At 66.1% G+C, this 21590-nt stretch carries 19 protein-coding genes and 2 tRNA genes; 16 read left to right on the forward strand and 5 right to left on the reverse strand.

From position 1 onward, the window contains the following. The first annotated feature begins 543 nt into the window (after positions 1 to 543). From dnaN to AC1MED_RS00860, 11 genes are all read left to right on the forward strand, one after another. Positions 544 to 1668: a DNA polymerase III subunit beta gene (gene dnaN / locus AC1MED_RS00810; RefSeq protein ID WP_175323034.1), complete on the forward strand. Its 1125-nt coding sequence runs from the start codon at positions 544 to 546 to the stop codon at positions 1666 to 1668. A gap of 136 nt (positions 1669 to 1804) precedes the next feature. Beyond that, positions 1805 to 2689 carry a phosphogluconate dehydrogenase (NAD(+)-dependent, decarboxylating) gene (gnd, locus tag AC1MED_RS00815; protein ID WP_346958744.1) on the forward strand — a complete coding sequence of 295 codons (885 nt, stop codon included), beginning with the start codon at positions 1805 to 1807 and terminating at the stop codon, positions 2687 to 2689. Between the two features lie 22 nt (positions 2690 to 2711). Continuing rightward, positions 2712 to 3926 carry a DNA replication/repair protein RecF gene (gene recF, locus AC1MED_RS00820; protein WP_479784929.1) on the forward strand — a complete coding sequence of 405 codons (1215 nt, stop codon included), beginning with the start codon at positions 2712 to 2714 and terminating at the stop codon, positions 3924 to 3926. Then, entirely contained in the window at positions 3923 to 4483 is a 561-nt protein-coding gene (locus tag AC1MED_RS00825) for a DciA family protein (protein WP_479784931.1), read from the forward strand. Before recF ends, AC1MED_RS00825 begins: the two co-directional genes overlap by 4 nt. Positions 4484 to 4894: 411 nt before the next feature. After that, positions 4895 to 6982: a DNA topoisomerase (ATP-hydrolyzing) subunit B gene (gene gyrB, locus AC1MED_RS00830; protein ID WP_479784933.1), complete on the forward strand. Its 2088-nt coding sequence runs from the start codon at positions 4895 to 4897 to the stop codon at positions 6980 to 6982. A 58-nt stretch (positions 6983 to 7040) separates the two neighbouring features. Next, positions 7041 to 9737: a DNA gyrase subunit A gene (gene gyrA / locus AC1MED_RS00835; RefSeq protein ID WP_479784935.1), complete on the forward strand. Its 2697-nt coding sequence runs from the start codon at positions 7041 to 7043 to the stop codon at positions 9735 to 9737. Next, complete coding sequence (locus AC1MED_RS00840) at positions 9734 to 10360, forward strand: DUF3566 domain-containing protein (RefSeq protein ID WP_346958739.1); 627 nt, start codon at positions 9734 to 9736, stop codon at positions 10358 to 10360. The genes gyrA and AC1MED_RS00840 overlap by 4 nt, the downstream gene beginning before the upstream one ends. 98 nt (positions 10361 to 10458) lie before the next feature. Then, positions 10459 to 10532 (forward strand) — tRNA-Ile (locus AC1MED_RS00845). A gap of 59 nt (positions 10533 to 10591) precedes the next feature. Next, the gene (locus AC1MED_RS00850; RefSeq protein WP_346958923.1) at positions 10592 to 10708 is read left to right on the forward strand and encodes a DLW-39 family protein; all 117 of its coding nucleotides are present in this window, start codon (positions 10592 to 10594) and stop codon (positions 10706 to 10708) included. A gap of 71 nt (positions 10709 to 10779) precedes the next feature. Then, positions 10780 to 10855 (forward strand) — tRNA-Ala (locus tag AC1MED_RS00855). A gap of 114 nt (positions 10856 to 10969) precedes the next feature. Beyond that, positions 10970 to 11884 (forward strand): DMT family transporter, encoded by a 915-nt coding sequence (locus tag AC1MED_RS00860; protein WP_479784938.1) that lies wholly within the window; start codon positions 10970 to 10972, stop codon positions 11882 to 11884. Positions 11885 to 11928: 44 nt separating this feature from the next. Here the strand turns inward: AC1MED_RS00860 and AC1MED_RS00865 are convergent, their stop codons facing one another. Continuing rightward, positions 11929 to 12804, reverse strand: coding sequence for a glycosyltransferase family 2 protein (locus tag AC1MED_RS00865; protein WP_479784940.1), 876 nt, complete (start codon positions 12802 to 12804; stop codon positions 11929 to 11931). A 155-nt stretch (positions 12805 to 12959) separates the two neighbouring features. After that, positions 12960 to 13898: a hypothetical protein gene (locus AC1MED_RS00870; RefSeq protein WP_346958736.1), complete on the reverse strand. Its 939-nt coding sequence runs from the start codon at positions 13896 to 13898 to the stop codon at positions 12960 to 12962. 154 nt (positions 13899 to 14052) lie between these two features. Between AC1MED_RS00870 and AC1MED_RS00875 the strand changes: the two genes are divergently transcribed. Further along, positions 14053 to 14598 (forward strand): peptidylprolyl isomerase, encoded by a 546-nt coding sequence (locus AC1MED_RS00875; RefSeq protein ID WP_346958735.1) that lies wholly within the window; start codon positions 14053 to 14055, stop codon positions 14596 to 14598. 9 nt (positions 14599 to 14607) lie between these two features. Continuing rightward, positions 14608 to 15501, forward strand: a complete 894-nt coding sequence (locus AC1MED_RS00880; protein WP_479784941.1) for a rhomboid family intramembrane serine protease — start codon at positions 14608 to 14610, stop codon at positions 15499 to 15501. 1279 nt (positions 15502 to 16780) lie between these two features. On the opposite strand, the gene AC1MED_RS00885 is transcribed toward AC1MED_RS00880, so the two are convergent. Both AC1MED_RS00885 and AC1MED_RS00890 read right to left on the reverse strand, forming a co-directional pair. Then, complete coding sequence (locus tag AC1MED_RS00885; protein ID WP_479784943.1) at positions 16781 to 17389, reverse strand: DNA-3-methyladenine glycosylase I; 609 nt, start codon at positions 17387 to 17389, stop codon at positions 16781 to 16783. A 123-nt stretch (positions 17390 to 17512) separates the two neighbouring features. Next, positions 17513 to 17767 carry a cell division protein CrgA gene (locus tag AC1MED_RS00890; RefSeq protein WP_346958732.1) on the reverse strand — a complete coding sequence of 85 codons (255 nt, stop codon included), beginning with the start codon at positions 17765 to 17767 and terminating at the stop codon, positions 17513 to 17515. A 180-nt stretch (positions 17768 to 17947) separates the two neighbouring features. Here AC1MED_RS00890 and AC1MED_RS00895 point away from each other — a divergent pair, with 180 nt between their 5' ends. From AC1MED_RS00895 to AC1MED_RS00905, 3 genes are read left to right on the forward strand one after another with little or no spacing between them, the layout of a single operon-like run. After that, the gene (locus AC1MED_RS00895; RefSeq protein WP_479786731.1) at positions 17948 to 18757 is read left to right on the forward strand and encodes a class E sortase; all 810 of its coding nucleotides are present in this window, start codon (positions 17948 to 17950) and stop codon (positions 18755 to 18757) included. After that, positions 18750 to 18932: a hypothetical protein gene (locus tag AC1MED_RS00900; RefSeq protein WP_479786755.1), complete on the forward strand. Its 183-nt coding sequence runs from the start codon at positions 18750 to 18752 to the stop codon at positions 18930 to 18932. Before AC1MED_RS00895 ends, AC1MED_RS00900 begins: the two co-directional genes overlap by 8 nt. Further along, the gene (locus AC1MED_RS00905) at positions 18929 to 19570 is read left to right on the forward strand and encodes an anthranilate synthase component II (protein WP_346958731.1); all 642 of its coding nucleotides are present in this window, start codon (positions 18929 to 18931) and stop codon (positions 19568 to 19570) included. Before AC1MED_RS00900 ends, AC1MED_RS00905 begins: the two co-directional genes overlap by 4 nt. Before the next feature lie 24 nt (positions 19571 to 19594). Here the strand turns inward: AC1MED_RS00905 and pknB are convergent, their stop codons facing one another. After that, a complete protein-coding gene (pknB, locus tag AC1MED_RS00910) occupies positions 19595 to 21586 on the reverse strand; it encodes a Stk1 family PASTA domain-containing Ser/Thr kinase (protein ID WP_479784944.1) in 1992 nt (663 codons plus the stop codon). Between the last annotated feature and the right edge of the window lie 4 nt (positions 21587 to 21590).

Consider the following 21590-nt stretch of genomic DNA (forward strand, 5'->3'; position numbering starts at 1 on the left):
ACCCTGTGGATAGTTAAGGGGACAACCGCGGTTAATGGGCTTAAAACCCTTAAGGCGCCTGTGGATCGGCGAACCGGCCAAAAATGTTGTCCCCATCCACACCCTGTTTAAAACCTGCTCAACCCACAGTCCATGAACAGGGCTTAACCCCGGAACGGCACGGCCAGACCGAGTTATCCACAGTTTCCACAGCAGTTATTAACACTACTAATCCCAAGAAAATGAAATTCCCTCAAACAACAGTTTCTTGCCGACCCACCACCGGCCACCCCGGACCCTGCTGAACCGAGGCGCCGGACCCCCGTCCGGAACCACACAGGTGTAACCCGGGGATGGGAGAACTCGGATCTTGGGGCTAAGCTGTCTGCAGTGCGTCCGCCCCGGACATGTTTTGTGATTCCGTCCCCGGCGCCGGGGACCGGTGGCCAGGACACCCGGGATGAATGCACTTACCTTTTTGGCGGAACCGGCACTGCGTCCGGCACCGCCATGGCCCTGTGAGTTTTAGCTTTTGTCAGCAGCAATGAAAGGCGGCACCCTTCCGTGAAGTTCAGAGTCGAGCGGGACGTCCTGGCCGAAGCCGTGACCTGGACCGCCCGGTCGTTGTCTCCGCGGCCGCCTGTTCCAGTGCTTTCCGGCCTGCTCCTCAAGGCAGAAGCCGGCACCGTCAGCCTCTCGAGCTTTGACTACGAGACTTCGGCCCGCCTGGAAATTCCTGCGGACATCACCACCGAAGGCACCATCCTGGTTTCCGGCCGCCTGCTCGCCGACATTTGCCGCAGTCTGCCCTCGGCCCCGGTGGAGATCGAAACCGATGGCAACAAGGTGACCCTGACTTGCCGCCGAAGCAGCTTCCACCTGGCCACCATGCCCGAGGCTGAATACCCGCCGCTGCCCGCATTGCCCCCGATCAGCGGCACCGTTCCGGGCGACTCCTTCGCCCAGGCCGTGTCCCAAGTGATCATCGCGGCCAGCAAGGACGACACGCTGCCCATCCTGACGGGTGTCCGGATGGAGATCGAGGACGATCTCATCACCCTGCTGGCCACCGACCGCTACCGCCTCGCCATGCGCGAGGTACCGTGGAAGCCGGCAACCCCCGGCATCTCCACAAGCGCGCTGGTGAAAGCCAAAACCCTCAACGAGGTCGCCAAGACCCTCGGCGGCAGCGGCGACATCAACCTCGCCCTCGCCGATGACGACAGCCGACTGATCGGTTTCGAAAGCGGCGGCCGCACCACGACGTCGCTCCTGGTCGATGGGGACTACCCGAAGATCCGCTCGCTGTTCCCGGATTCCACGCCGATCCACGCCACCGTGCAGACCCAGGAACTGGTCGAAGCCGTCCGCCGCGTCTCGCTTGTGGCCGAGCGCAACACCCCGGTGCGCCTCGCCTTCACCCAGGGCCAGCTGCACCTCGACGCCGGAACCGGTGAGGACGCCCAGGCTTCGGAGGAGCTCGAAGCCCAGCTGACCGGCGAGGACATCACCGTGGCCTTCAACCCGCACTACCTGATCGAGGGCCTGAGCGTCATCGAGACAAAGTTCGTGCGGTTCTCCTTCACCACGGCGCCCAAGCCGGCGATGATCACCGCCCAGCAGGACGCCGACGGCGAAGACCAGGACGACTACCGTTACTTGGTCATGCCCGTCCGCCTCCCCAACTAGTCCCACCGCCCCCTCGCCTCGCAAGACCCCATCGGCTCCACGGCCAGGGAACCCTGGCGGCGTGGGCCCAGGCTGTTGTCTTTCTGGGCTCCAAAACGACGACCGACACCCAGCGCAGAAAAGAGAGTTCACCTAAGTGCACATCGGACTAATCGGCCTTGGAAAAATGGGTTTCAACATGCGCGAAAGGCTGCGCAACGGCGGAATCCAGGTCACCGGATTCGACCGCAACCCGGACATCACCGACGTCGCGAGCGTCGACGAACTGATCGCCGCTCTGCCGGCGCCCCGCCTGATCTGGGTCATGGTCCCGGCCGGCGAGATCACCGACGCCGTCATCACCGACCTTGGCAACAAGCTCGACGCCGGCGACCTGGTGGTGGACGGTGGCAACTCCCGCTTCACCGAGGACCAAAAGCACGCGGCTGCGCTGGCCGAAAAGGGCATTCGTTTCCTCGACTGCGGTGTCTCCGGAGGCGTCTGGGGCCTTCAGAACGGCTACGGACTGATGGCCGGCGGCGATTCCGCCGACATCGAACGCGCCCTCCCGGTCTTCGACGCGCTCCGACCGGAAGGTGACCGCGCGGACAGCTTCGTGCACGTCGGCGGTGTGGGCGCCGGACACTACGCCAAGATGGTGCACAACGGGATCGAATACGGTCTGATGCAGGCCTACGCGGAAGGCTATGAACTTCTCGCCGCGAAGGACATTGTGACCGACCTGCCGGGAACGTTCCGGGCCTGGCAGAAGGGCACCGTTGTCCGCTCCTGGCTGCTGGATCTCATGGTCAAGGCCCTGGACGAGGATCCGGGGCTGGCGTCCATTGACGACTACGTCGAGGACTCCGGCGAGGGACGCTGGACCGTGGAGGAAGCGATCGCCAACGCGGTCCCGGCCCCGGCCATCACCGCGGCGCTGTTTGCGCGCTTCTCCTCCCGTGAGGACAGCTCGCCGGCCATGAAGATGGTTTCGGCTTTGCGCAACCAGTTCGGCGGACACGCCACCCGGCCGGCCAAGTAGCCCCTGGAATCCTGAAACCGGCGTGTACCTAGAACAACTTTCGCTGACAGATTTCCGCAGTTACGCCCAGGTGGACCTCAGTCTGGAACCCGGCGTCACGGTGCTGGTGGGCTCCAACGGCATCGGCAAGACCAACCTGATGGAAGCGATCGGCTATCTCGCCACGCTCAGCTCACACCGGGTCAGCAGCGACGCACCGCTGCTGCGGTTCGGCACCGAGCGGGCTATGATCCGGGCCAAACTGGTCCGCGCCGGCCAGCCCACCGTGCTGGAACTCGAAATCAACGGCGGCCGGGCCAACCGTGCCCGCATCAACCGCAGCAACCCGGTCCGTGCGAGGGACATCCTGGGGATCTGCCAGACGGTGCTCTTCGCCCCCGAAGACCTCGCCCTGGTCAAGGGCGATCCGTCCAACCGCCGGCGCTTCCTGGATGAGCTGCTGGTCAGCCTGATGCCGAGGCATGCGGCCACCCGCAGTGACTACGACAGGGTACTCAAGCAGCGCAATGCGTTGCTGAAATCCGGCCGGACGGGCAAATTCACTGCCGGCCATGAGGCGACCCTCGATGTCTGGGACCAGCACATGGCCCGGGCCGGCGCGGAACTGCTGCATGCCCGGCTGGAACTTGTGGAGCGGCTGCAGCCCCACCTCAGAAACGCCTACGCCCAGCTCACCGACGGCTCCAAGGCGGCCGGGGCGGTCTATCGCTCCACGCTGCAGGGAATGTTTGACGACGACGGCGAGGCGCCCGCCGCCGCAGGCGGTACCGCAGCCGGCGAGCCGGCTGCCGGGACCGAGGACCTGCGGCAGTTGAGCGTCGAGGACCTCACCGATCGTTATGTGCAGGCTTTTGCGGCATCCCGCCGCAGGGAGCTGGAACGCGGAATTTCCCTGGTGGGCCCGCACCGCGACGAACTGGAGCTGGTCCTGGGCCAGGCCCCCGCGAAGGGGTACGCCTCCCATGGCGAAACCTGGTCCATGTGCCTGTCCCTGCGGCTCGCCTCGTATTACGTAATGCTGGATGATGCCCGTACCGGCGGCTCCGCCCCGATCCTGATCCTGGACGACGTTTTTGCCGAGCTCGACGTCCAGCGTCGGCGTAAACTGGCGGCAATAGTATCCGGCGCGGAACAGGTCCTGGTGACCGCCGCCGTCGAAGATGACATCCCTGCGGAACTCGCCGGACGGCGGGTGAAGGTCATTCCGGGAGGAATCGATGAGCCGGTCGATCGATGAATAAGGACACCGACGGCGGTCTGCAGCCGGGCCGTGACCCGGATGATATCGACGCTGCCCAGGCTGCCCTGAACCGGATGCGCGATGCCGCGGCGGCACGCGGCGAAATCCGCCGCAAGGCGCCGCCGCGCCCGGGCAGCGTCGGCCAGAAACCCGCCCGCGGCGCTGGTACCCGCGGCTTCACCCAGTTCCACGGCACCGGACGGGACCCGCTGGGGCTTGGCAAAGTGGTGGGGCGGCTGGTGGCCGACCGGGGTTGGAGTTCGCCGGTGGCGGTCGGATCCGTGATGGCACAGTGGCCCGCCCTGGTGGGCCCGGAGATTTCCGCGCACTGCACACCGGAGAGCTTCACCGACACCACCCTGCACGTCCGCTGCGACTCGACGGCCTGGGCCACCCAGCTGCGCCTGCTCAGTCTGAGCCTGCTGGAGAAATTCCGGCTGGAACTGGGTGACGGCGTGGTCACGAGCATCCAGGTCCTCGGTCCCGCTGCGCCAAGCTGGCGCAAGGGGTCACGGACGGTCAACGGCCGGGGCCCGCGCGACACCTACGGATAGCCACCCGGGTCGGGCTGGCCCGCGGGGTATGAAGCACTTCTTCCAAAACTATTGAAAAATCCTCAAGCGCCGTGTAGGGCGCTCCAACGCCCCGGAGGCGTATAGGAACCCAGCCGGAGCACCCCGGGGGCCGTGCAGGCGGAATCAACGGCCTCCCAGCGGCATTTTGCCTTGCGTTTAGGCCTCCGGAATGCGGGATATCACCCTATAACACGGTAGAATCGTGGTAGATAACTGGGCGCCGGTGAAACGTCGACTGAGTTCGTTTCCGACGCATTTTTTTGTGCGGAAATAGGCTCGCGCAAACGATGCAGCCGGGGCCACCAGTGACGTGCCTGTTGGCGGTAACCGTTCCTCTGCGGAGGCGGCGACGGCCGGCCTTCAACGAACATAGAGGAGTCGAAAGCGCCTGTGGCTAACGACAATACAGATTTTCCGGCAGCGGACCCAGCGGCGGAAGGCGCTTCGGCGGACACCCCCGCGGAGACGGTGAAGCCCCGTGAATACGGCGCTAGCGACATCACGGTGCTCGAGGGCCTGGAAGCTGTCCGGAAACGCCCCGGCATGTACATCGGCTCCACCGGACCCCGCGGCCTGCACCACCTGGTCTACGAGGTCGTGGACAACTCGGTCGACGAAGCGCTGGCCGGCTACTGTACGCACATCGAAATCGTCCTGCAGGCCGACGGCGGTGTCAAAGTCGTCGACAACGGCCGCGGCATCCCCGTGGACATGCACCCCACCGAGCACAAGCCGACGGTGGAAGTTGTTATGACCATCCTGCACGCCGGCGGAAAGTTCGGCGGCGGCGGCTACGCGGTGTCCGGCGGCCTGCACGGCGTCGGTATTTCGGTGGTTAACGCGCTCTCCAGCCGCGTGGACACCGAGGTCCGCCGTCAGGGCCACGCCTGGCGGATGTCCTTCGCCGACGGCGGCAAGCCGCAGGGCAGCCTGGTCAAGGGCGAGGAAACCTCCGACACCGGAACCACCCAGACGTTCTACCCGGACGCCAGCATCTTCGAGACCACGGATTTCGATTTCGAAACCCTGCGTGCCCGGTTCCAGCAGATGGCGTTCCTGAACAAGGGCCTGCGCATCACCCTGACCGACGAGCGCCGCGCTGCCGAGGAGCCGGCCGAGGACGGGGACCTGGACCTCGACGTCGTCGAAACCGAGGGCGAAGTCCCTGCGGAATTCCACACCGTGGTGTACCAGTACGACGACGGCCTGCTGGACTACGTGAAGCACCTGAACTCCGGCAAGAAGGTCGACGTCGTCCATGAGGACGTCATCGCCTTCGAAACCGAGGACACCGAACGGCACATCGCCCTGGAAATGGCGATGCAGTGGACCAACGCATACTCCGAGAGTGTCCACACCTACGCCAACACCATCAACACCCACGAAGGCGGAACCCACGAAGAGGGTTTCCGCGCCGCGATGACCTCGCTGATCAACCGCTACGCGCGGGAGAAGAGCATCATCAAGGAAAAGGACGACAACCTCACCGGCGACGACATCCGGGAAGGCCTGACCGCGGTCATCTCGGTCAAGCTCTCCGAGCCGCAGTTCGAGGGCCAGACCAAGACCAAGCTCGGCAACTCCGAGGTGAAGGGCTTTGTGCAGCGCGTCGTCACCGACGGGCTGGGCGACTGGCTGGAACGCAACCCCGGTCCCGCCCGCGACGTGATCCGCAAGGCCATCTCCGCGGCCCAGGCCCGCATGGCAGCGCGCAAGGCCCGCGACAATGCCCGCCGCAAGAGCCCGCTGGAATCCTTCGGCATGCCCGGTAAATTGTCCGACTGCTCCTCCAAGGATCCGCAGAAGTGCGAGGTCTACATCGTGGAAGGTGACTCGGCCGGCGGTTCGGCCAAGCGCGGGCGCAACCCCGAGACCCAGGCCATCCTGCCGCTGCGCGGCAAGATCCTGAACGTCGAGCGTGCCCGGCTGGACAAGGCCCTCGGCAACGCCGAAGTCCAGTCCATGATCACGGCCTTCGGCACCGGCATCGGCGAGGACTTCGACCTGGCCAAGCTTCGATACCACAAGATCGTCTTGATGGCCGATGCCGACGTCGACGGCCAGCACATCACGACACTGCTGATGACGCTGTTGTTCCGCTACATGCGCCCGCTGATTGAAAACGGCTACGTCTACCTCGCCCAGCCGCCGCTGTACCGGATCAAGTGGTCCAACGCCCCGCACGACTACGTGTACAGCGACCGGGAACGCGACGCGAAGCTGGTCTCCGGCCAGGCGGCCGGCCGCCGGATCCCCAAGGACAACGGGATCCAGCGCTACAAGGGCCTCGGCGAGATGGACTACACGGAACTCTGGGACACCACCATGGATCCGGAGCACCGCACCCTCCTGCAGGTCACCATGGACGACGCCCTGGCGGCCGACCAGACCTTCTCCGTCCTGATGGGCGAGGACGTCGAGTCCCGCCGAAACTTCATTCAGCAGAACGCCAAGGACGTTCGGTTCCTCGATATCTAGCGGACGTACCGCTACATATTCCTGAGCCGATATATACCTGAAACGGAAAATATAGACTATGAGTGACGAAACACCCGAGGTCCCCGCCGAATCCGTACTCGAAGGCACCGTTCTTGACACCGATGTGCTGACCGACCGGGTCGAACAGGTTGACCTGCAGACCGAGATGCAGCGCTCCTACTTGGACTACGCCATGGCCGTGATCGTGGGCCGCGCACTGCCGGACGTCCGCGACGGACTCAAGCCAGTCCACCGCCGCGTGCTCTACGCGATGTTCGACGGCGGCTACCGCCCGGACCGTTCGTTCAACAAATGCGCCCGCGTTGTGGGCGAGGTCATGGGCCAGTACCACCCGCACGGCGACACCGCGATCTACGATGCCCTGGTCCGCCTGATCCAGGACTGGACCATGCGCTACCCGTTGGCCCTGGGGCAGGGCAACTTCGGTTCCCCCGGTAACGACGGCGCCGCGGCACCCCGGTACACCGAGACCAAGATGGCCCCATTGGCCATGGAGATGGTCCGGGACATCGACGAGGAAACCGTCGATTTCCAGGACAACTATGACGGCAAGAACCAGGAACCCACCATCCTGCCGGCGCGTTTCCCGAACCTCCTAGTGAACGGTTCCTCCGGCATCGCCGTCGGCATGGCAACCAACATTCCGCCGCACAACCTCCGGGAAGTGGCCGACGGGGTGCAGTGGTACCTGGCCAACCCGACCGCCAGCCGCGAAGAGCTGCTCGAAGAGCTGATCCAGCGGATCAAGGGCCCCGACTTCCCGACCGGCGCCACCATCCTGGGCCACAAGGGCATCGAGGACGCGTACCGCACCGGCCGCGGCTCGATCACCATGCGCGCCGTCGTGAACGTCGAGGAACTCCAGGGACGCACCTGCCTGGTGGTTACCGAGCTCCCGTACCAGGCCAACCCGGACAACCTGGCGATCAAGATCGCCGAGCTGGTCAAGGACGGCAAGATTTCCGGCATCGCCGACCTCCGCGATGAAACCTCGGGCCGCACCGGCCAGCGCCTCGTAATCGTGCTCAAGCGCGACGCCGTCGCCAAGGTGGTGCTGAACAACCTCTACAAGCACACCCAGCTGCAGGACAACTTCGCGGCCAACATGCTGGCGATCGTCGACGGTGTGCCACGCACGCTCAGCCTTGACGCCTTTATCCGGCACTGGGTCACGCACCAGATGGACGTCATCGCCCGCCGCACCCGGTACCGCCTGCGCAAGGCCGAGGAGGAAGCGCACATCCTGCGCGCCCTCCTCAAGGCGCTGGACGCCCTCGACGAGGTCATCGCCCTGATCCGTGCGTCCACCACCACCGAGGCGGCCCGCGACGGGCTGATGGAGCTGCTGGACATCGATGAACTGCAGGCCCGGGCCATCCTGGACATGCAGCTGCGCCGGCTCGCCGCCCTGGAGCGCCAGAAGATCCAGGACCGCCATTCCGAACTCGAGGCCCTGATCGCCGAGTACAACGCGATCCTCGCCTCCGAGGAGCGCCAGCGCGAGATCATCAGCACCGAACTCGCCGAGATCGTGGCCAAACACGGCGACGACCGCAAGACCAAGGTCCTGATGGGCTTCGACGGCGACATGTCGATGGAGGACCTGATCCCCGAAGAGGAAATGGTCGTCACCATCACCCGCGGCGGCTACGTCAAGCGCACCCGCAGCGACAACTACCGGTCCCAGCAGCGCGGCGGCAAGGGCATCAAGGGCGCCCAGCTGCGCGGCGACGACGTCGTGGAACACTTCTTTGTGACCACGACCCACCACTGGCTGCTGTTCTTCACCAACCTGGGCCGGGTCTACCGCGCCAAGGCCTATGAGCTGGTCGAAGCGGCCCGCGACGCCAAGGGCCAGCACGTGGCCAACCTGCTGGCCTTCCAGCCGGACGAACACATCGCCCAGGTGCTGGATCTGCGCGACTACCAGCACGCCCCGTACCTGGTGCTCGCCACCAAGCGCGGCCTGGTCAAAAAGACGCGGCTCGAGGACTACGACACCAACCGCTCCGCCGGCGTTATCGCCATCAACCTGCGCGACGGCGACGAGCTCGTCTCCGCGCAGCTGGTATCCGAGACGGACGACCTGATGCTGGTGTCCCGGAAGGGCCAGTCCATTCGCTTCACCGCCACGGATGAGGCCCTGCGTCCCATGGGCCGTGCCACGTCCGGTGTGACCGGCATGAAGTTCCGGGAAGACGACGAACTGCTGGCGGCCGACGTGGTGCAGGACGGCTCGTTCGTCTTCATCGTCACCGAAGGCGGCTTCGCTAAGCGGACGGCGGTGGAGGAGTACCGCCTCCAGGGCCGAGGCGGCCTTGGCATCAAGGTCGGCAAGTACCAGGAGGAACGCGGCCACCTCGTCGGTGCCTTGATCGTCAACGAGGAGGACGAAGTCCTGGTGGTCATGGAAGGCGGCAAGGTGGTGCGTTCCTCGGTGACCGGGGTGCCTGCCAAGGGCCGTGACACCATGGGCGTGATTTTCGCCAAGCCGGACAAGAACGACCGCATCATCGCGGTGGCCCGGAACAGCGAACGCGGCCTGGAAACCGACGAAACTGCCCTCGAAGAAGGTGCTGAAAGTCCGGCCAGCGAGCAGGATGACGTAACGTTGGCTGGAGAAAACGGATCACACGAGGGGTCCGCAGAGACAGAATCAGTACCGGCCCCGGAGTCAGATGAGTCATCAGGCAGTGCCGAGCTGGACGAAGACAACACCGGAGGTAACGCGTGAGTAATTCCGACTCATATCCCAAGTCGAGCAGCGGTCCCGGCGGGATGCGGCAGCCGGCCGCTGCCCCGCGGGTGAACGCACCGTCGCGGCCGCAGCAGCGCCCGGGGGCCGTCGGCTCCGGTCAGCGCCCGTCCGGCACGGGCCCGCGTCCGGCCGGTGCGGGCCAGCGCCCCGCCGTCCCCGGCCAGCGCCCGGAAGCTCCCGGCCAGCGCCCGGCACAGGGTGCGCCCGGCCTGGTCAAGCCGGCACCGAAGGCGAAGGTCCGCCGAGCGCGCCTGCTGATCAGCAAGGTGGATCCCTGGTCGGTGCTCAAGATGGCGTTCCTCCTTTCGGTGGCGCTCGGCATCGTGACCGTCGTTGCTGCGATCGTGTTGTGGACCGTCCTGGACCTGACCGGCATCTTCGACCAGGTGGATGGCCTGCTCGGCACCCTGGCCGGCTCCGAAAGCGGCGGCTTCGAGCTGAAGAAGGTCGCCTCCCTCGGCCAGGTCGCCTCCTTCGCGGTCATCATCGCCGTGATCAACGTGGTGCTGCTGACCGCACTCTCGATGCTCTCCGCGGTGCTCTACAACATTGCGGCCACCCTCGTGGGCGGCATCGGCGTGACGCTCACGGACGACTAAAACCCGTAGTTTTCCCGGATATTCACCGGGGAATTGCCTCGATTTGAGATCGGGCCGGGATGTGCTGTAAAGTCATATCTCGGTCCGATGAGGCATCGGGGCGTATAGCTCAGGCGGTTAGAGCGCTTCGCTGATAACGAAGAGGTCCCAGGTTCAAGTCCTGGTACGCCCACGGAACCTGTACAGGTTCTTGTAAAGGTCCACGTGAAACTGGACCGGAACGGGGTGCATGTGAAGAAGTTGCTGGTTGTTGCAGCCACGATCGCAAGCGTCCTGGTCTACAGGAAAGTGCAGGAATCCGAAGCCCGGAAGGCAGTCTGGAGCGAGTCGACCGACACGGTTGATTAGCCCGGAACCCCGGCAGGAAAGCTGGAAACGGCCCTCCGCCAGCGGGGTATGATTGACGGGTTGCTTCTTATGGGGGCATGGCGCAATTGGTAGCGCACCTGCTTTGCAAGCAGGGGGTTCGGGGTTCGAGTCCCCGTGCCTCCACCATAAGAAAGGTCCCGGTCAGCGGAAACGCTGGCCGGGACCTTTTGCGTTGGACCGGGATCCGCAAAGGACCGGGGCGGAACCGGGACGCCCGCGCCGGCACACTACTGTGGGAGCGTGAACTTCTTCCTCGCCGCCCTCGGCGTGCTGGGCGTCGCCTCCTCCGGCCCCTTGATCGCCGCCACCCTGGGCGCCACCTCGGTCAGCGCCCTCGCCATCGCGTTCTGGCGCAACGCGATCGGAGCGGCCGTGATGGCCGGGCCCGTCCTGGTGCGCCAGCCCCGCCAGTTCGGCCGTGTCACCGCTAGCGAATTCCGCTGGTCCCTGGCCGCGGCAGTCGCGCTGGCACTGCACTTCGCCTGCTTTATCACGTCGCTGCAGTTGACCTCGGTGGCTGCCGCGACGGCGCTGGTCTGCCTGCAGTCCGGCTGGATCGCCGTCTTCCAGCTCTTCCGCGGGGTCCGGCACCGCTGGCAGGTCCTGGCGGGGCTGGGACTGGCATTTATCGGCGTCGTGGCCATTACCGGCTTTGACATGGGTAGCTCCCCGCAGGCGCTGGTTGGCGACCTGCTGGCGGTTGCCGGGGGCGTGCTGGCCGGCATTTACACGCTGGCCGGCGGCAAGGCCCGCCAGACCATGGGGACCGGCGTGTACACCACGCTCTGCTACGGCATGTGCGCCGCCGTCGTGGCCGTCTTGGCGCTGGCCACGCGGCAGCCGCTGGCCGGCTTCGACGCGACTGGCTGGCTGGGCATCCTAGCTATTACCGTGTGCGCGCAACTGGTGGGGCACACAGCGTTCAACCACCTGCTCGCCACGATGAGTCCACTGCTGGTGTCGATGATCATCCTGCTGGAAATCCCCGGAGCAGCTTTGCTGGCGGCGGCATTCCTGGGCGAGACCCTGCCGGCGGGAACCTATGCCGGGCTGGGGATGATCCTGGTGGGACTCGTCGTCGTCGTGATGGGCCAGCGGCGCTCCCGCGCTGTGCGGCGCAGCGCCGCCCGCCTGGCGGAGCTGGGAACGGACTGACAACGACGGCGGGGGGCGGGGGTGAGCCCCGGGCCCGATTGGCCTTACTGGCCGCCGCGGCGGGCCGGCTGGGCCGTGTTGACAGTGTGGATGGCGCGCAGCAGCTTCGCCGGAAAGTACACCGAAAAGAAGACCACCATGGGGGCCTTCAGAGCCATTTTCTTGACGTTGTGCGCCTTGTACGTGCGGTCGAAGCGCGTGACGTAGTACCGGTAGTCCCGGGGCGAATCCTCCAGCCGGCGCGCCGACATCCCGGACACCATTTGCGGCCAGTACTGGATGCGAAGCTCATGGTCGGCCAGATGCAGGGACAGGTCGATGTCCTCGTGCATCTCGTCCTTCTCATCCCGGCAGGTCTCCAGCCGGATGGCCTCCCACGCGGAACGTCGCAGGGCCATGTTGGAGCCAAAGAGGAAGTGGTACTGGTGCTTCGCGAGCTTGAGCATCAGCTGGCGCATTTTGTCGTCGGCCTTGAGGCCGAAGCGGCGCATCGGCATGTCGTAGTACACCACCGGGCCGGTAGCGGCGTGCACGGACTGATCCGCGAAGGCCGCCTGCACCTGCTCCACCCAGTCCGGTTCCAGCACCGAGTCAGCATCGATCCGGCCCAGGACATCGCCGGTGGCGTGGTCCAGGCCGAAGTTCCGGGTGGGTATGAGGCCCTGGTCCCGGTCCTGGCTGAGCAGGATGATCGGACTTTCCGGGTATTCCAGCTGCATCTGCTGGACGATTTCCGCGGTGCGGTCCTTGGACATGTTGTCGACCACGATGATCTCGTGGGCGGGGACCGACTGGTAGACGGCGGCGATAAGGCACTGCCGAATTACGCTTTCCTCGTTGTACGCCGGAATAACGATGGAGACGGCCGGCGGCGGCGCAGCATCGTGTGGGGCATCCACGGAGAGATCTTCGGGTGACATCCCCCCAAATTTAGCACCTGCGCCGTTCCGGCGGCCTGTTGACGGGCCCTCAGGTACGGGCAATGGCAAAGCAAAAGAAGGGACCCCGCCGGTGGCGGGATCCCTTCTCGAGTTGTGGCGCTCGGCCGCCGGCTCGTCCGCCGGCTGGCCGTGAGCTACTTGGCCTTGTCCTCGCCGTTCATGCTCGCGGCGATGTTCCGCACCGCGGTCTTGGCGTCGGTGGCGACCTTGGAGTCCTCCGACTTGGCTGCGTCGGCTGCGTCTGCCGAGGCATCGGCTGCCTTGTCGGCTGCGGCCACCGTGGCTGCGGCAGCGGTGTCCGCGGCGTCGCTGACGTTCTCCTTCACGGTTTCCTTGACGTCGCTGACCGTGGTGGCCGGTACCGGGGCCGGGGTCGAGGGCGTGACCGGGGAAGGCGTCTTCCACGGGTCCTCAATCGGCTTGGAAGCCTTCCACGCGGCGACGCCGGCGGCGACGGCCGCGGCGATGACGCCGAAGATCAGGAATCCGCGGTGCTTGGGCTTCTGCGGCTTCGCTACCTCGCCGGTGACGACGCGGCTTGCTTCGGCAGCCGCAGCCTTGAGCTGCTGGCCCGCGGACTGCGCCTGTTCCTGGATGCTGTGGACAACACCGGAGTCAACCAGCCGCTGTGCAACGGCGTCGACGTGGGCCGGGGTGCCTTCGAGGGTGCGGTGCACGGCGTCGGAGGCGTGGCCGATCTGGTCCGACAGCTTGGGCAGGTATTCAACCACCACACGGTCCCGTGCGTTGGCGATGACCGGGGTGGCCCGGTCCAAAGCCTCATGCAGCCGGGGAGTGGCGCTCTCGACGGCGTCATGGATCTTCGGTGCCAGCTGTGCCAGCCCGTCCTGAAGGCGGGGGGTTACCGTGGCGACACCGTCGGCCAGGTTGTGGGCCGCTGATTTGAGGCCCTCCTGGATCTTGGGAGAAGCGGTGTCCAGGCCCTGCTGCAGACGCGGGACGGCCCAGTCGACTGCCGCCTCAACCCGCGGGGCTGCCCAGTCCTTGGCGTTTTCTACTGCGGTGCTGACTGACTGCTCCAGGTCACGGGCAATACGATCCGATTTCTTCACAACTACCTCCCGATTAATGTGACGGTTCTGCAGTTAGCCTACGTGGCCGGGACTCCACCGGCTATTCTTGGGCCCGATTTCGCCCGGATTTCACCCAACGCGGAACTGACTGTGCGGCCCTGTGCGTGGACCACTGCCGTGGAAGAATAGGGCCATGACTGCCATCGCAACCGCAAAAGCAACCATTCACACGAGCCTGGGCGACATCGTCGTCAACCTCTTCGGTAACCACGCGCCCAAGACCGTCAAGAACTTCGTCGGCCTGGCCACCGGTGAGCAGGCCTGGACCCACCCGGAGACCGGGGAGGACAAGACCGGCACGCCGCTGTACAACGGCACCATCTTCCACCGCATCATCAAGGACTTCATGATCCAGGCCGGCGACCCGCTGGGTCGTGGCACCGGCGGACCGGGCTACAAGTTCGACGACGAGATCCACCCGGAGCTGACCTTCAACGAGCCCTACAAGCTGGCCATGGCCAATGCGGGCATCCAGATGGGCCGCGGCACCAACGGATCCCAGTTCTTCATCACCACCATCCCGACCGGCTGGCTCCAGGGCAAGCACAGCATCTTCGGCGAAGTCGCAGATGACGAGTCCAGGAAGGTTGTCGACGCCATCGAAGGCGTCCGCACCGGCATGGGTGACCGTCCGGTTGAGGACGTCGTCATCAACAGCATCGACGTAGAACAGCTCTAGACCCACGCCATGAGCTACGGAATTCCGGCGGCAGAGCCGTCCGCGCAGATCCCGGTGTGCCCCCGGCACCCGGACCGGCCCGCCTACGTGCGGTGCCAGCGGTGCGGGCGCCCTGCGTGCCCCGACTGCCAGCGGGCGGCCGCCGTCGGGTTCCAATGCGTTGACTGCGTCAACGAAACCAAACGTACGACGCCGGCGGCCCGTTCGGTCTACGGCGGTGCCGCCGCGCTGGGGAGGCCGCTGGCCACCTTCGGGCTGATCGCAGCCTGTGTCCTTGTGTATGTGCTGCAATGGCTCGTTCCCAACGACGGGATCTACCAGGACTTCGCCTTTGCCACGGCCTACGCCAACCCTGCCTTCGGTGCCTTCGAACCCTGGCGGATGCTGACCTCGGCCTTCCTTCACTCCCAGGGCTTCATCCTGCACATCGTGCTGAACATGTACATGCTGTGGATGTTCGGCCAGGCGCTGGAACCCCTCCTGGGGCGCATCCGCTTCCTGGCGCTTTATCTTCTCTCCGCGATCGGCGGCTCCGTCGGCTACCTGCTGCTGACCCCGGCCTACGTCCCGGGCCAGTCCCTCACCGGCGTCGTGGGCGCCTCGGGTGCCATCTTTGGCCTCTTCGGCGCCATGCTGGTGGTCCAGCGCCACCGCGGCGGGGACACGCGGCAGCTCTGGGTCCTGATTGCCATCAACGGCGTCATCGGCTTTGTGGTTCCACAGATCGCCTGGCAGGCCCACCTGGGCGGCCTTGTCACCGGAGCGCTGTGTGCCGCGGTGATCGCCTACGTGCCACGGGGCCGGAGGCAAGGGCTTCTTCAGGCCGCCGGGCTGGCCGCGGTCCTGTGCCTGCTCGTCGCGGCCACCGCCCTGCACGCCGCCGCCACCGCCCTCCCGGCCTAGTTCCCGCTGCGGTCCTGCACGCCGCTTTCCGCCGCGGTCCCGGGTTTTAGCTACGTTTCCGGACGGACGCGGCCCGGATCCGGGGTGCGCTGGTCCGGAACCGCCGCGCTTTTCCGGATCTGCCGCACCCGCTGCCAGCCCCCGGCACCGGCCGGCCACTGTCGCCGCCGTGAACGCTCTCCCGGCCTCGTGCCCGCCCGGACGCCAGCTGCCTGCCACGGTTCCCGACGTCGACCACGCTCACCGCCGTGCTGCCGCTTCTCGCCGCGTTTCCGGGTTTTAGCTACGTTTCCGGACTGACGCGGCCCGGGTCCGGGGTGCGCTGGTCCGCAACCGGCGCGCTTTTCCGGATCTGCCGCACCCGCTACCAACCCGCGGCCCTGGAGCCTCGCTGCTCGTTCTCGCCCTTGGTCACTTTCACGAGTCTCTGTCGGCAACTTTTCCACAGGGGTTATCCACACTGTTGGTAACTTACATACCTGTAGTTCAGGTCCAGATGCCTGCTCTGGCCGCCACAGCTGGGAAATCTTTGCGAGCTCATGATCCCTTCCTCCACACCTGTGGATAACATTCCGGCACCGCCTTGTGGTTAAGTGGACAACTTTCGCCCCAGGAGGAACCCCGCCCGGCCCTGCCCGGGCGGTGCCGGCTCCAGCCGGCCGCGTGCAGCTCTCGCGGGCCGGACGGCGCCGGTGCCTTGGCGACCCGCCGGGGCGCGACAAGCCCCTTCAGGGACGCCTCAGCGGGACCATCCAGGTCGAGCCGCGGCGACGGTGGCTGCCCTGCGGCCATGTCTTATCTGATTTATGGCCGGTTATTCACAGGGTTGTTCACATTGTTAATAACTTGACGCTCTGAGCTTTGGGCCGGAAAGTCCGCGTTGCTGGGCCTCCGGAGCTTCCGGAGTCGCCTCGGGCCCGTGTTTATCCCCACCTGTGGATAAGTTGTGGGTAGTCGACTGTTATTAAGTGGATAGAGCGAGGGCGGCCTTGGGATTGCGGGTCCGGGGAGTGGCGCTGGGGATCCCGGGGGTCGTCACCCGGCAAGTTCACCGGCGGTGGCGAGAACCTCGGTTATCCACAGGCAATCCACAATGTTAATAACTTACAGACCTGTAACTCACCGGCACTCGGGAGTAGCCTTGCTGATTATCCGGGCTAGGACGCCCGCCGAAGCTCGCCTGCTGCCGGCGGCGGCGCGCCCGGTTCTCCCCAACCTGTGGATAACTTATGGTTTGTTGTGCACAGCTGTGGACCCAGCCGAGGCCCTGGGCCGCGGCCTAACGAAGCCACACGCCTGAGGTACCACGCCGGTGGGAGTCCACCAGATGGGTGTCCACCATCCCGATGGCTTCCATCAGGGCGTACATGGTGGTGGGCCCCACAAAGACAAAGCCCCGCCTGCGCAGCGCCTTGGACAGGTCAACGGACTCGGGTGAAGTTGTGGGGATCTCGGACAGGGCCGCGGGTTCAGGGGTGGTGTCCGGCTGGAAGCTCCAGACGAAGTCCACCAGGCCGCCGTCGTCCCTGAGATCAAGGGTGGCGCGGGCATTGGTGATGGCGGCCCGGATCTTGAGCCGGTTGCGCACAATGCCGGCGTCCTGCAGCAACCGCTCTACGTCGTCGTCGGTGAAGGCGGCCACGGTCTCGGGGTGGAAGTCGGCGAAGGCGGTCCGAAAAGCCGGCCGCTTGCGCAGGATCGTCGCCCAGGACAGGCCGGCCTGGAAGGCTTCCAGGGAGATTCGTTCATAGAGGCCCTGTTCATCCCGGACCGGGAGGCCCCACTCGGTGTCGTAATAGTCGCGCAGGAGCGGGTCTGCGGCCGCCCAGAGCGGCCGGGCCAATCCGTCGTCGCCGATGATGCAGCCACTGGAAACGTCCGGTGTCATCGCAGGGTCCTTTGCTGGAGGGTTGCCTCCCGGCCAGATCGCCCGCCGGCCGGTGCGGCATGGGCTTAACGCGGCAGGCCGGCACATTGAGTGTGCCGGCCTGCCGCGAAGGAAATGAGGGGATCAGGAACGCCAACGCGTGGTCATCAGGAAGCCCACGATGGCGATGCCGAACCCGGCGACGATGTTCCACGACGCCCAGTCACGCACCGGGAGGGTGCCTTCGCTGATGTAGAAGGTGATGATCCACAGCAGGCCGATGATCATCAGGCCAAACATCACCGGCTTGAACCAGACGGGGTTGGGCTTGTAGGCCTGCGTCGCAGCAGTCTGCTCCGCAACGCGGGCAGTCCTCTTTCGCGGCTTCGACTCGGGCACGGGTCCTCCTTGGCGGCTGGATGAGGAGCGGTACCCCGGCTTGATATCCTGCAAGAAAGGAAAAGCCGGCGGTCAACGCGCTCTTGGTCAAGTATGAAATCCTAATCGCAGCCAATTCTAGCTGTAGTTCAGGCCACACCCGCGCCCGTTGCGAACGCCCCATAAGGAGAGCCCACGGTGCTGCAGGAGAAGGCAGAACCCCTTGCCGCACCTGCCACCGGCGGCAGAGCCCCGCGGGGCGCCCTGTCCCGCACCCTCCAGATCTTCGGCGAGCTGCTGCTGACCGCCGGGGCGGTCCTGCTGTTGTTTGTGGCCTGGCAACTTTGGTGGACCAACCTCGACGCCGACGCCCGGCAACGCGACGTCGTGAGGGATTTCGCGCGAAGCCTTGCCGGCCCGGCCGGGCCCTCCGCATCCGTCCCGGCTGCCGGCCCCGCACGTTCCGGCCCCATGAAGCCCGATTACGGCCCGGCCGCCGTCGCCGCCGAGCCGGACGCCGGCGCGACGATCGGCGTCGTCTACATCCCCCGCTTCGGCGCCGGCTACACCCGACCGGTCGTCCAGGGAACCACACCTGCCGTGCTGGATTCCCTGGGCCTGGGACACTACCCCGGCACCGCAATGCCCGGCGCGGCCGGTAATTTTGCCGTGGCCGGTCACCGGCAGACCCACGGCGCCGTGCTGGACAACATCGACACCCTGGTCCCCGGGGACAGGATCTACGTGCAAACCCGCGAGGGCTATTACGTGTACCGCTACCGCAACAGCGACATCGTCCTGCCCTCGGCGACAGAGGTCCTGTTGCCCGTCCCGGCGCAGCCGGCGGCCACCCCCACGGAAAGCTACCTCACCATGACCAGCTGCAACCCGCGGTTCGGCTCACAGGAGCGCATCATTGCGTACTCGCTGCTGGAGCACTGGCAGCCGGCTTCGGCCGGCCCCCCGGCCGAGATCGCAGCCCAGGCGGCGCGCACCCTCGGGGATGGATAAGCAGATGTACGGATGGATTTTCCGCCGGCTGCCCGGCCCGTTGTGGCTCAGGATTGTCACGTCGCTGGTATTGCTGGGCGGCGTGCTGGTATTGATGGTTCAGTTCCTCTTTCCCTGGATGGCGCAATTTAGCCCGTTCACTGATTCGACGATTGGTATGGCAAGGCACCCATGAGCACAACCAAGATCCTGGTCGTAGACAACTACGACAGCTTTGTCTACACCCTGGTCGGCTACCTCCAGGAGCTCGGGGCGGAGACCACCGTGGTCCGCAACGACGATGTGACGCTGGCCGAGGCGATCGAGATGGCCGAAGCGCGCGACGGCGTCCTCATCTCACCCGGCCCCGGCGCCCCGGCAGATGCAGGGGTCTGCATCGAGCTGATCAAGTGGTGCGGCAGCCACAACAAGCCGATGCTGGGGGTCTGCCTGGGACACCAGGCGCTGGCCGAAGCCTACGGCGGACGCGTCACCCACGCCCCGGAGCTGATGCACGGCAAAACCTCGCTCGTCGAACACCACGGGACAAGCGTCTTCCCCGGTCTTCCCTCGCCGTTCACCGCGACCCGCTACCACTCTCTCGCCGCCGTCCGGGAAAGCATCCCGGAGGACCTGGAGATCACCGCGGAGACGGCGACCGGCGTCGTGATGGGATTGCAGCACCGCACGGCACCGCTGTGCGGCGTCCAGTTCCACCCCGAGTCCGTGCTGACCGAGGGCGGGTACCTGATGCTGGGCAACTGGCTCGAGTCCCTGGGCATGGCGGGGGCGGCGGAACGCGCCGCGGCGTTGAGCCCGCTCATCCAGCACTGACTCCGGCCTGCGGTTAGCCGGCGGTCAGCCCGCCGGGTCCAGCAGCTTGCCGACGCCTTCCGTCACGTCGGTCCCGGTGGGCGACTGCGTCGGTGAAGGTGTGGGGGTCTGCGTCGGCGGGGGCGGCGGGGCCTTGGCCACGGTCACCGTGATCGCCTTTCCCTGCTCGACGGCGGCGTCCGCGGCGTCGCTTTGGGCCGTCACCTTGCCGGGCTGGACCTGGGAGTTTTCGACTTCCTTGATGATGGCCAGCAGCCCCACCTTCTTCAGCGCGGCCTGCGCCTCCGCCTTCGGCAGGCCGACGAGCTGCGGCACGGCCACCTTTCCGGTGGAGACAATGATTTCCACCGTGCTGTCCACCGCCACGGCCTGCGCCGGCGCCGGGTTGGTCGTGATGACAATCCCCGCCGGCACGTTGGGGCTGTTGCTCAGGGTGGTCTTCGGCGCGCCGGTGAGGCCGGTGCGGCGCAGCTCGTCCCTGGCGTCCGCCTCGGTCCGGCCGGCCAGATCCGAGGGGATGGTGATCACACTGGGGCCCTCGGAGATGTTCAGGGTGATCTCCGAATTGACCTCCAAGGGGCTCCCGGCGGGCGGCGCGGTGTCCACCGCGATGCCCTTGGGGATGCTCTCGTGCTGGATGCGTTTCAACTGAGGCTTCAGCCCGGCGTTGTAAAGCCTCTGCAGCGCCTCGGATTCGGTCATCGACGCCACGACGGGAACGTCCACCTTGGCCACCGGGGCGGGCCGCTGGTTGACCATGTTGTAGAGCCACAGGCCGCCCCCCGCCAGCACCAGCAGGGTGAAGATCAACAACGTTGCCGTCCACATTCGCCGTCGGGATTTCTGCCGGGGGGTGGGCTCGCGTTCCGCCGGCAGGCTCAGTGGCAGGCTGTCGGTGTCCGGGCGCCAGGGACCGGAGCCGGACGCGGGCTGAACGGCTGGCACCTCGACGTCGGCAGCGGTCTGTTGCGGCGCGAAACGGCCGGAAGGGGCGTCATCGAGGAATTTCGCCCCGGTCATGGCAAAAGCGGCCGTGGGCGGCAGATGCTCCGACCCAGCCACCGTGTTGTTCGGGTCCGTCGGCGCCTCGCTGGGCGGCAGGGCGGCTACGGGGACGCCGCTGCGCGCAGCCCTGAGCGCGCGACGGAAAGCCGCGGCGTCCTGGAACCTGTCGGCCCGGTTCTTTTGCAGCGCCTTGGCCAGCACACTGTCCAGCGCCGTGGATACGTCGGGGTTGAGGCTGCTGGCCGGCTCCGGGATCTCCCGGACGTGCTGGTAGGCGACGGACACCGGGCTGTCCCCGACGAACGGCGGGCGCCCGGTCAGCATTTCGTACAAAAGGCATCCCGCCGAGTACAGGTCGCTCCGCGCGTCGACAGTTTCGCCGCGGGCCTGTTCCGGGGAGAGGTACTGCGCGGTTCCCACCACGGCCTGCGTCTGCGTCATGGTGGCCGAAGAGTCGGCCATGGCGCGGGCAATCCCGAAGTCCATCACTTTCACGCTGTTCGAATCCGGGCAAAACATTACGTTCGCCGGCTTGATGTCGCGGTGCACGATCCCGGCCTTGTGGCTGTAGTCGAGCGCGGCGAGCACTCCGAGCGAGAAGTCGATGGCCTGGTCAATCGTGACTTCCTTGGCCCTGATCAGGTCGCGGATTGTCTTGCCGGAGACGAACTCCATCACGATGTACGGCACCCGCACGGTGTCGTCGTGGCCGCCGGGGACGGCATGGTCCCCGGTGTCGAAGACCGCAACGATCGAGGGGTGGTTCAGGGCCGCAACGGCCTGGGCCTCGCGCTTGAACCGGGCCTGGAATTGCGGGTCCCGGGCCAGGTCCGGACGGAGCAGCTTGATCGCCACGGTCCGCCCCAGCCGGGTATCGAGGCCGCGGAACACATCAGCCATGCCGCCGCGGCCGATCAGCTCACCCAGCTCGTAGCGCCCGCTGAGGACTCGCTGCGCCGGAACCGGGCTGCTGTCCTCGCGGTGTGATGGAGTGCGGGGCGAAGTGGACAAGGAT

This window comes from Arthrobacter sp. BI5 (genome assembly GCF_056680065.1).

Bases quoted from the DNA above. Each gene is read 5' to 3' on its own strand.
- AC1MED_RS00900 (WP_479786755.1), top strand. From the start codon at position 18,750: ATGGATAAGCAGATGTACGGATGGATTTTCCGCCGGCTGCCCGGCCCG.
- AC1MED_RS00880 (WP_479784941.1), top strand. From the start codon at position 14,608: ATGAGCTACGGAATTCCGGCGGCAGAGCCGTCCGCGCAGATCCCGGTG.
- AC1MED_RS00905 (WP_346958731.1), top strand. From the start codon at position 18,929: ATGAGCACAACCAAGATCCTGGTCGTAGACAACTACGACAGCTTTGTC.
- AC1MED_RS00825 (WP_479784931.1), top strand. From the start codon at position 3,923: ATGAATAAGGACACCGACGGCGGTCTGCAGCCGGGCCGTGACCCGGAT.
- AC1MED_RS00885 (WP_479784943.1), bottom strand. From the start codon at position 17,389: ATGACACCGGACGTTTCCAGTGGCTGCATCATCGGCGACGACGGATTG.
- AC1MED_RS00865 (WP_479784940.1), bottom strand. From the start codon at position 12,804: ATGTCACCCGAAGATCTCTCCGTGGATGCCCCACACGATGCTGCGCCG.
- gyrA (WP_479784935.1), top strand. From the start codon at position 7,041: ATGAGTGACGAAACACCCGAGGTCCCCGCCGAATCCGTACTCGAAGGC.
- AC1MED_RS00875 (WP_346958735.1), top strand. From the start codon at position 14,053: ATGACTGCCATCGCAACCGCAAAAGCAACCATTCACACGAGCCTGGGC.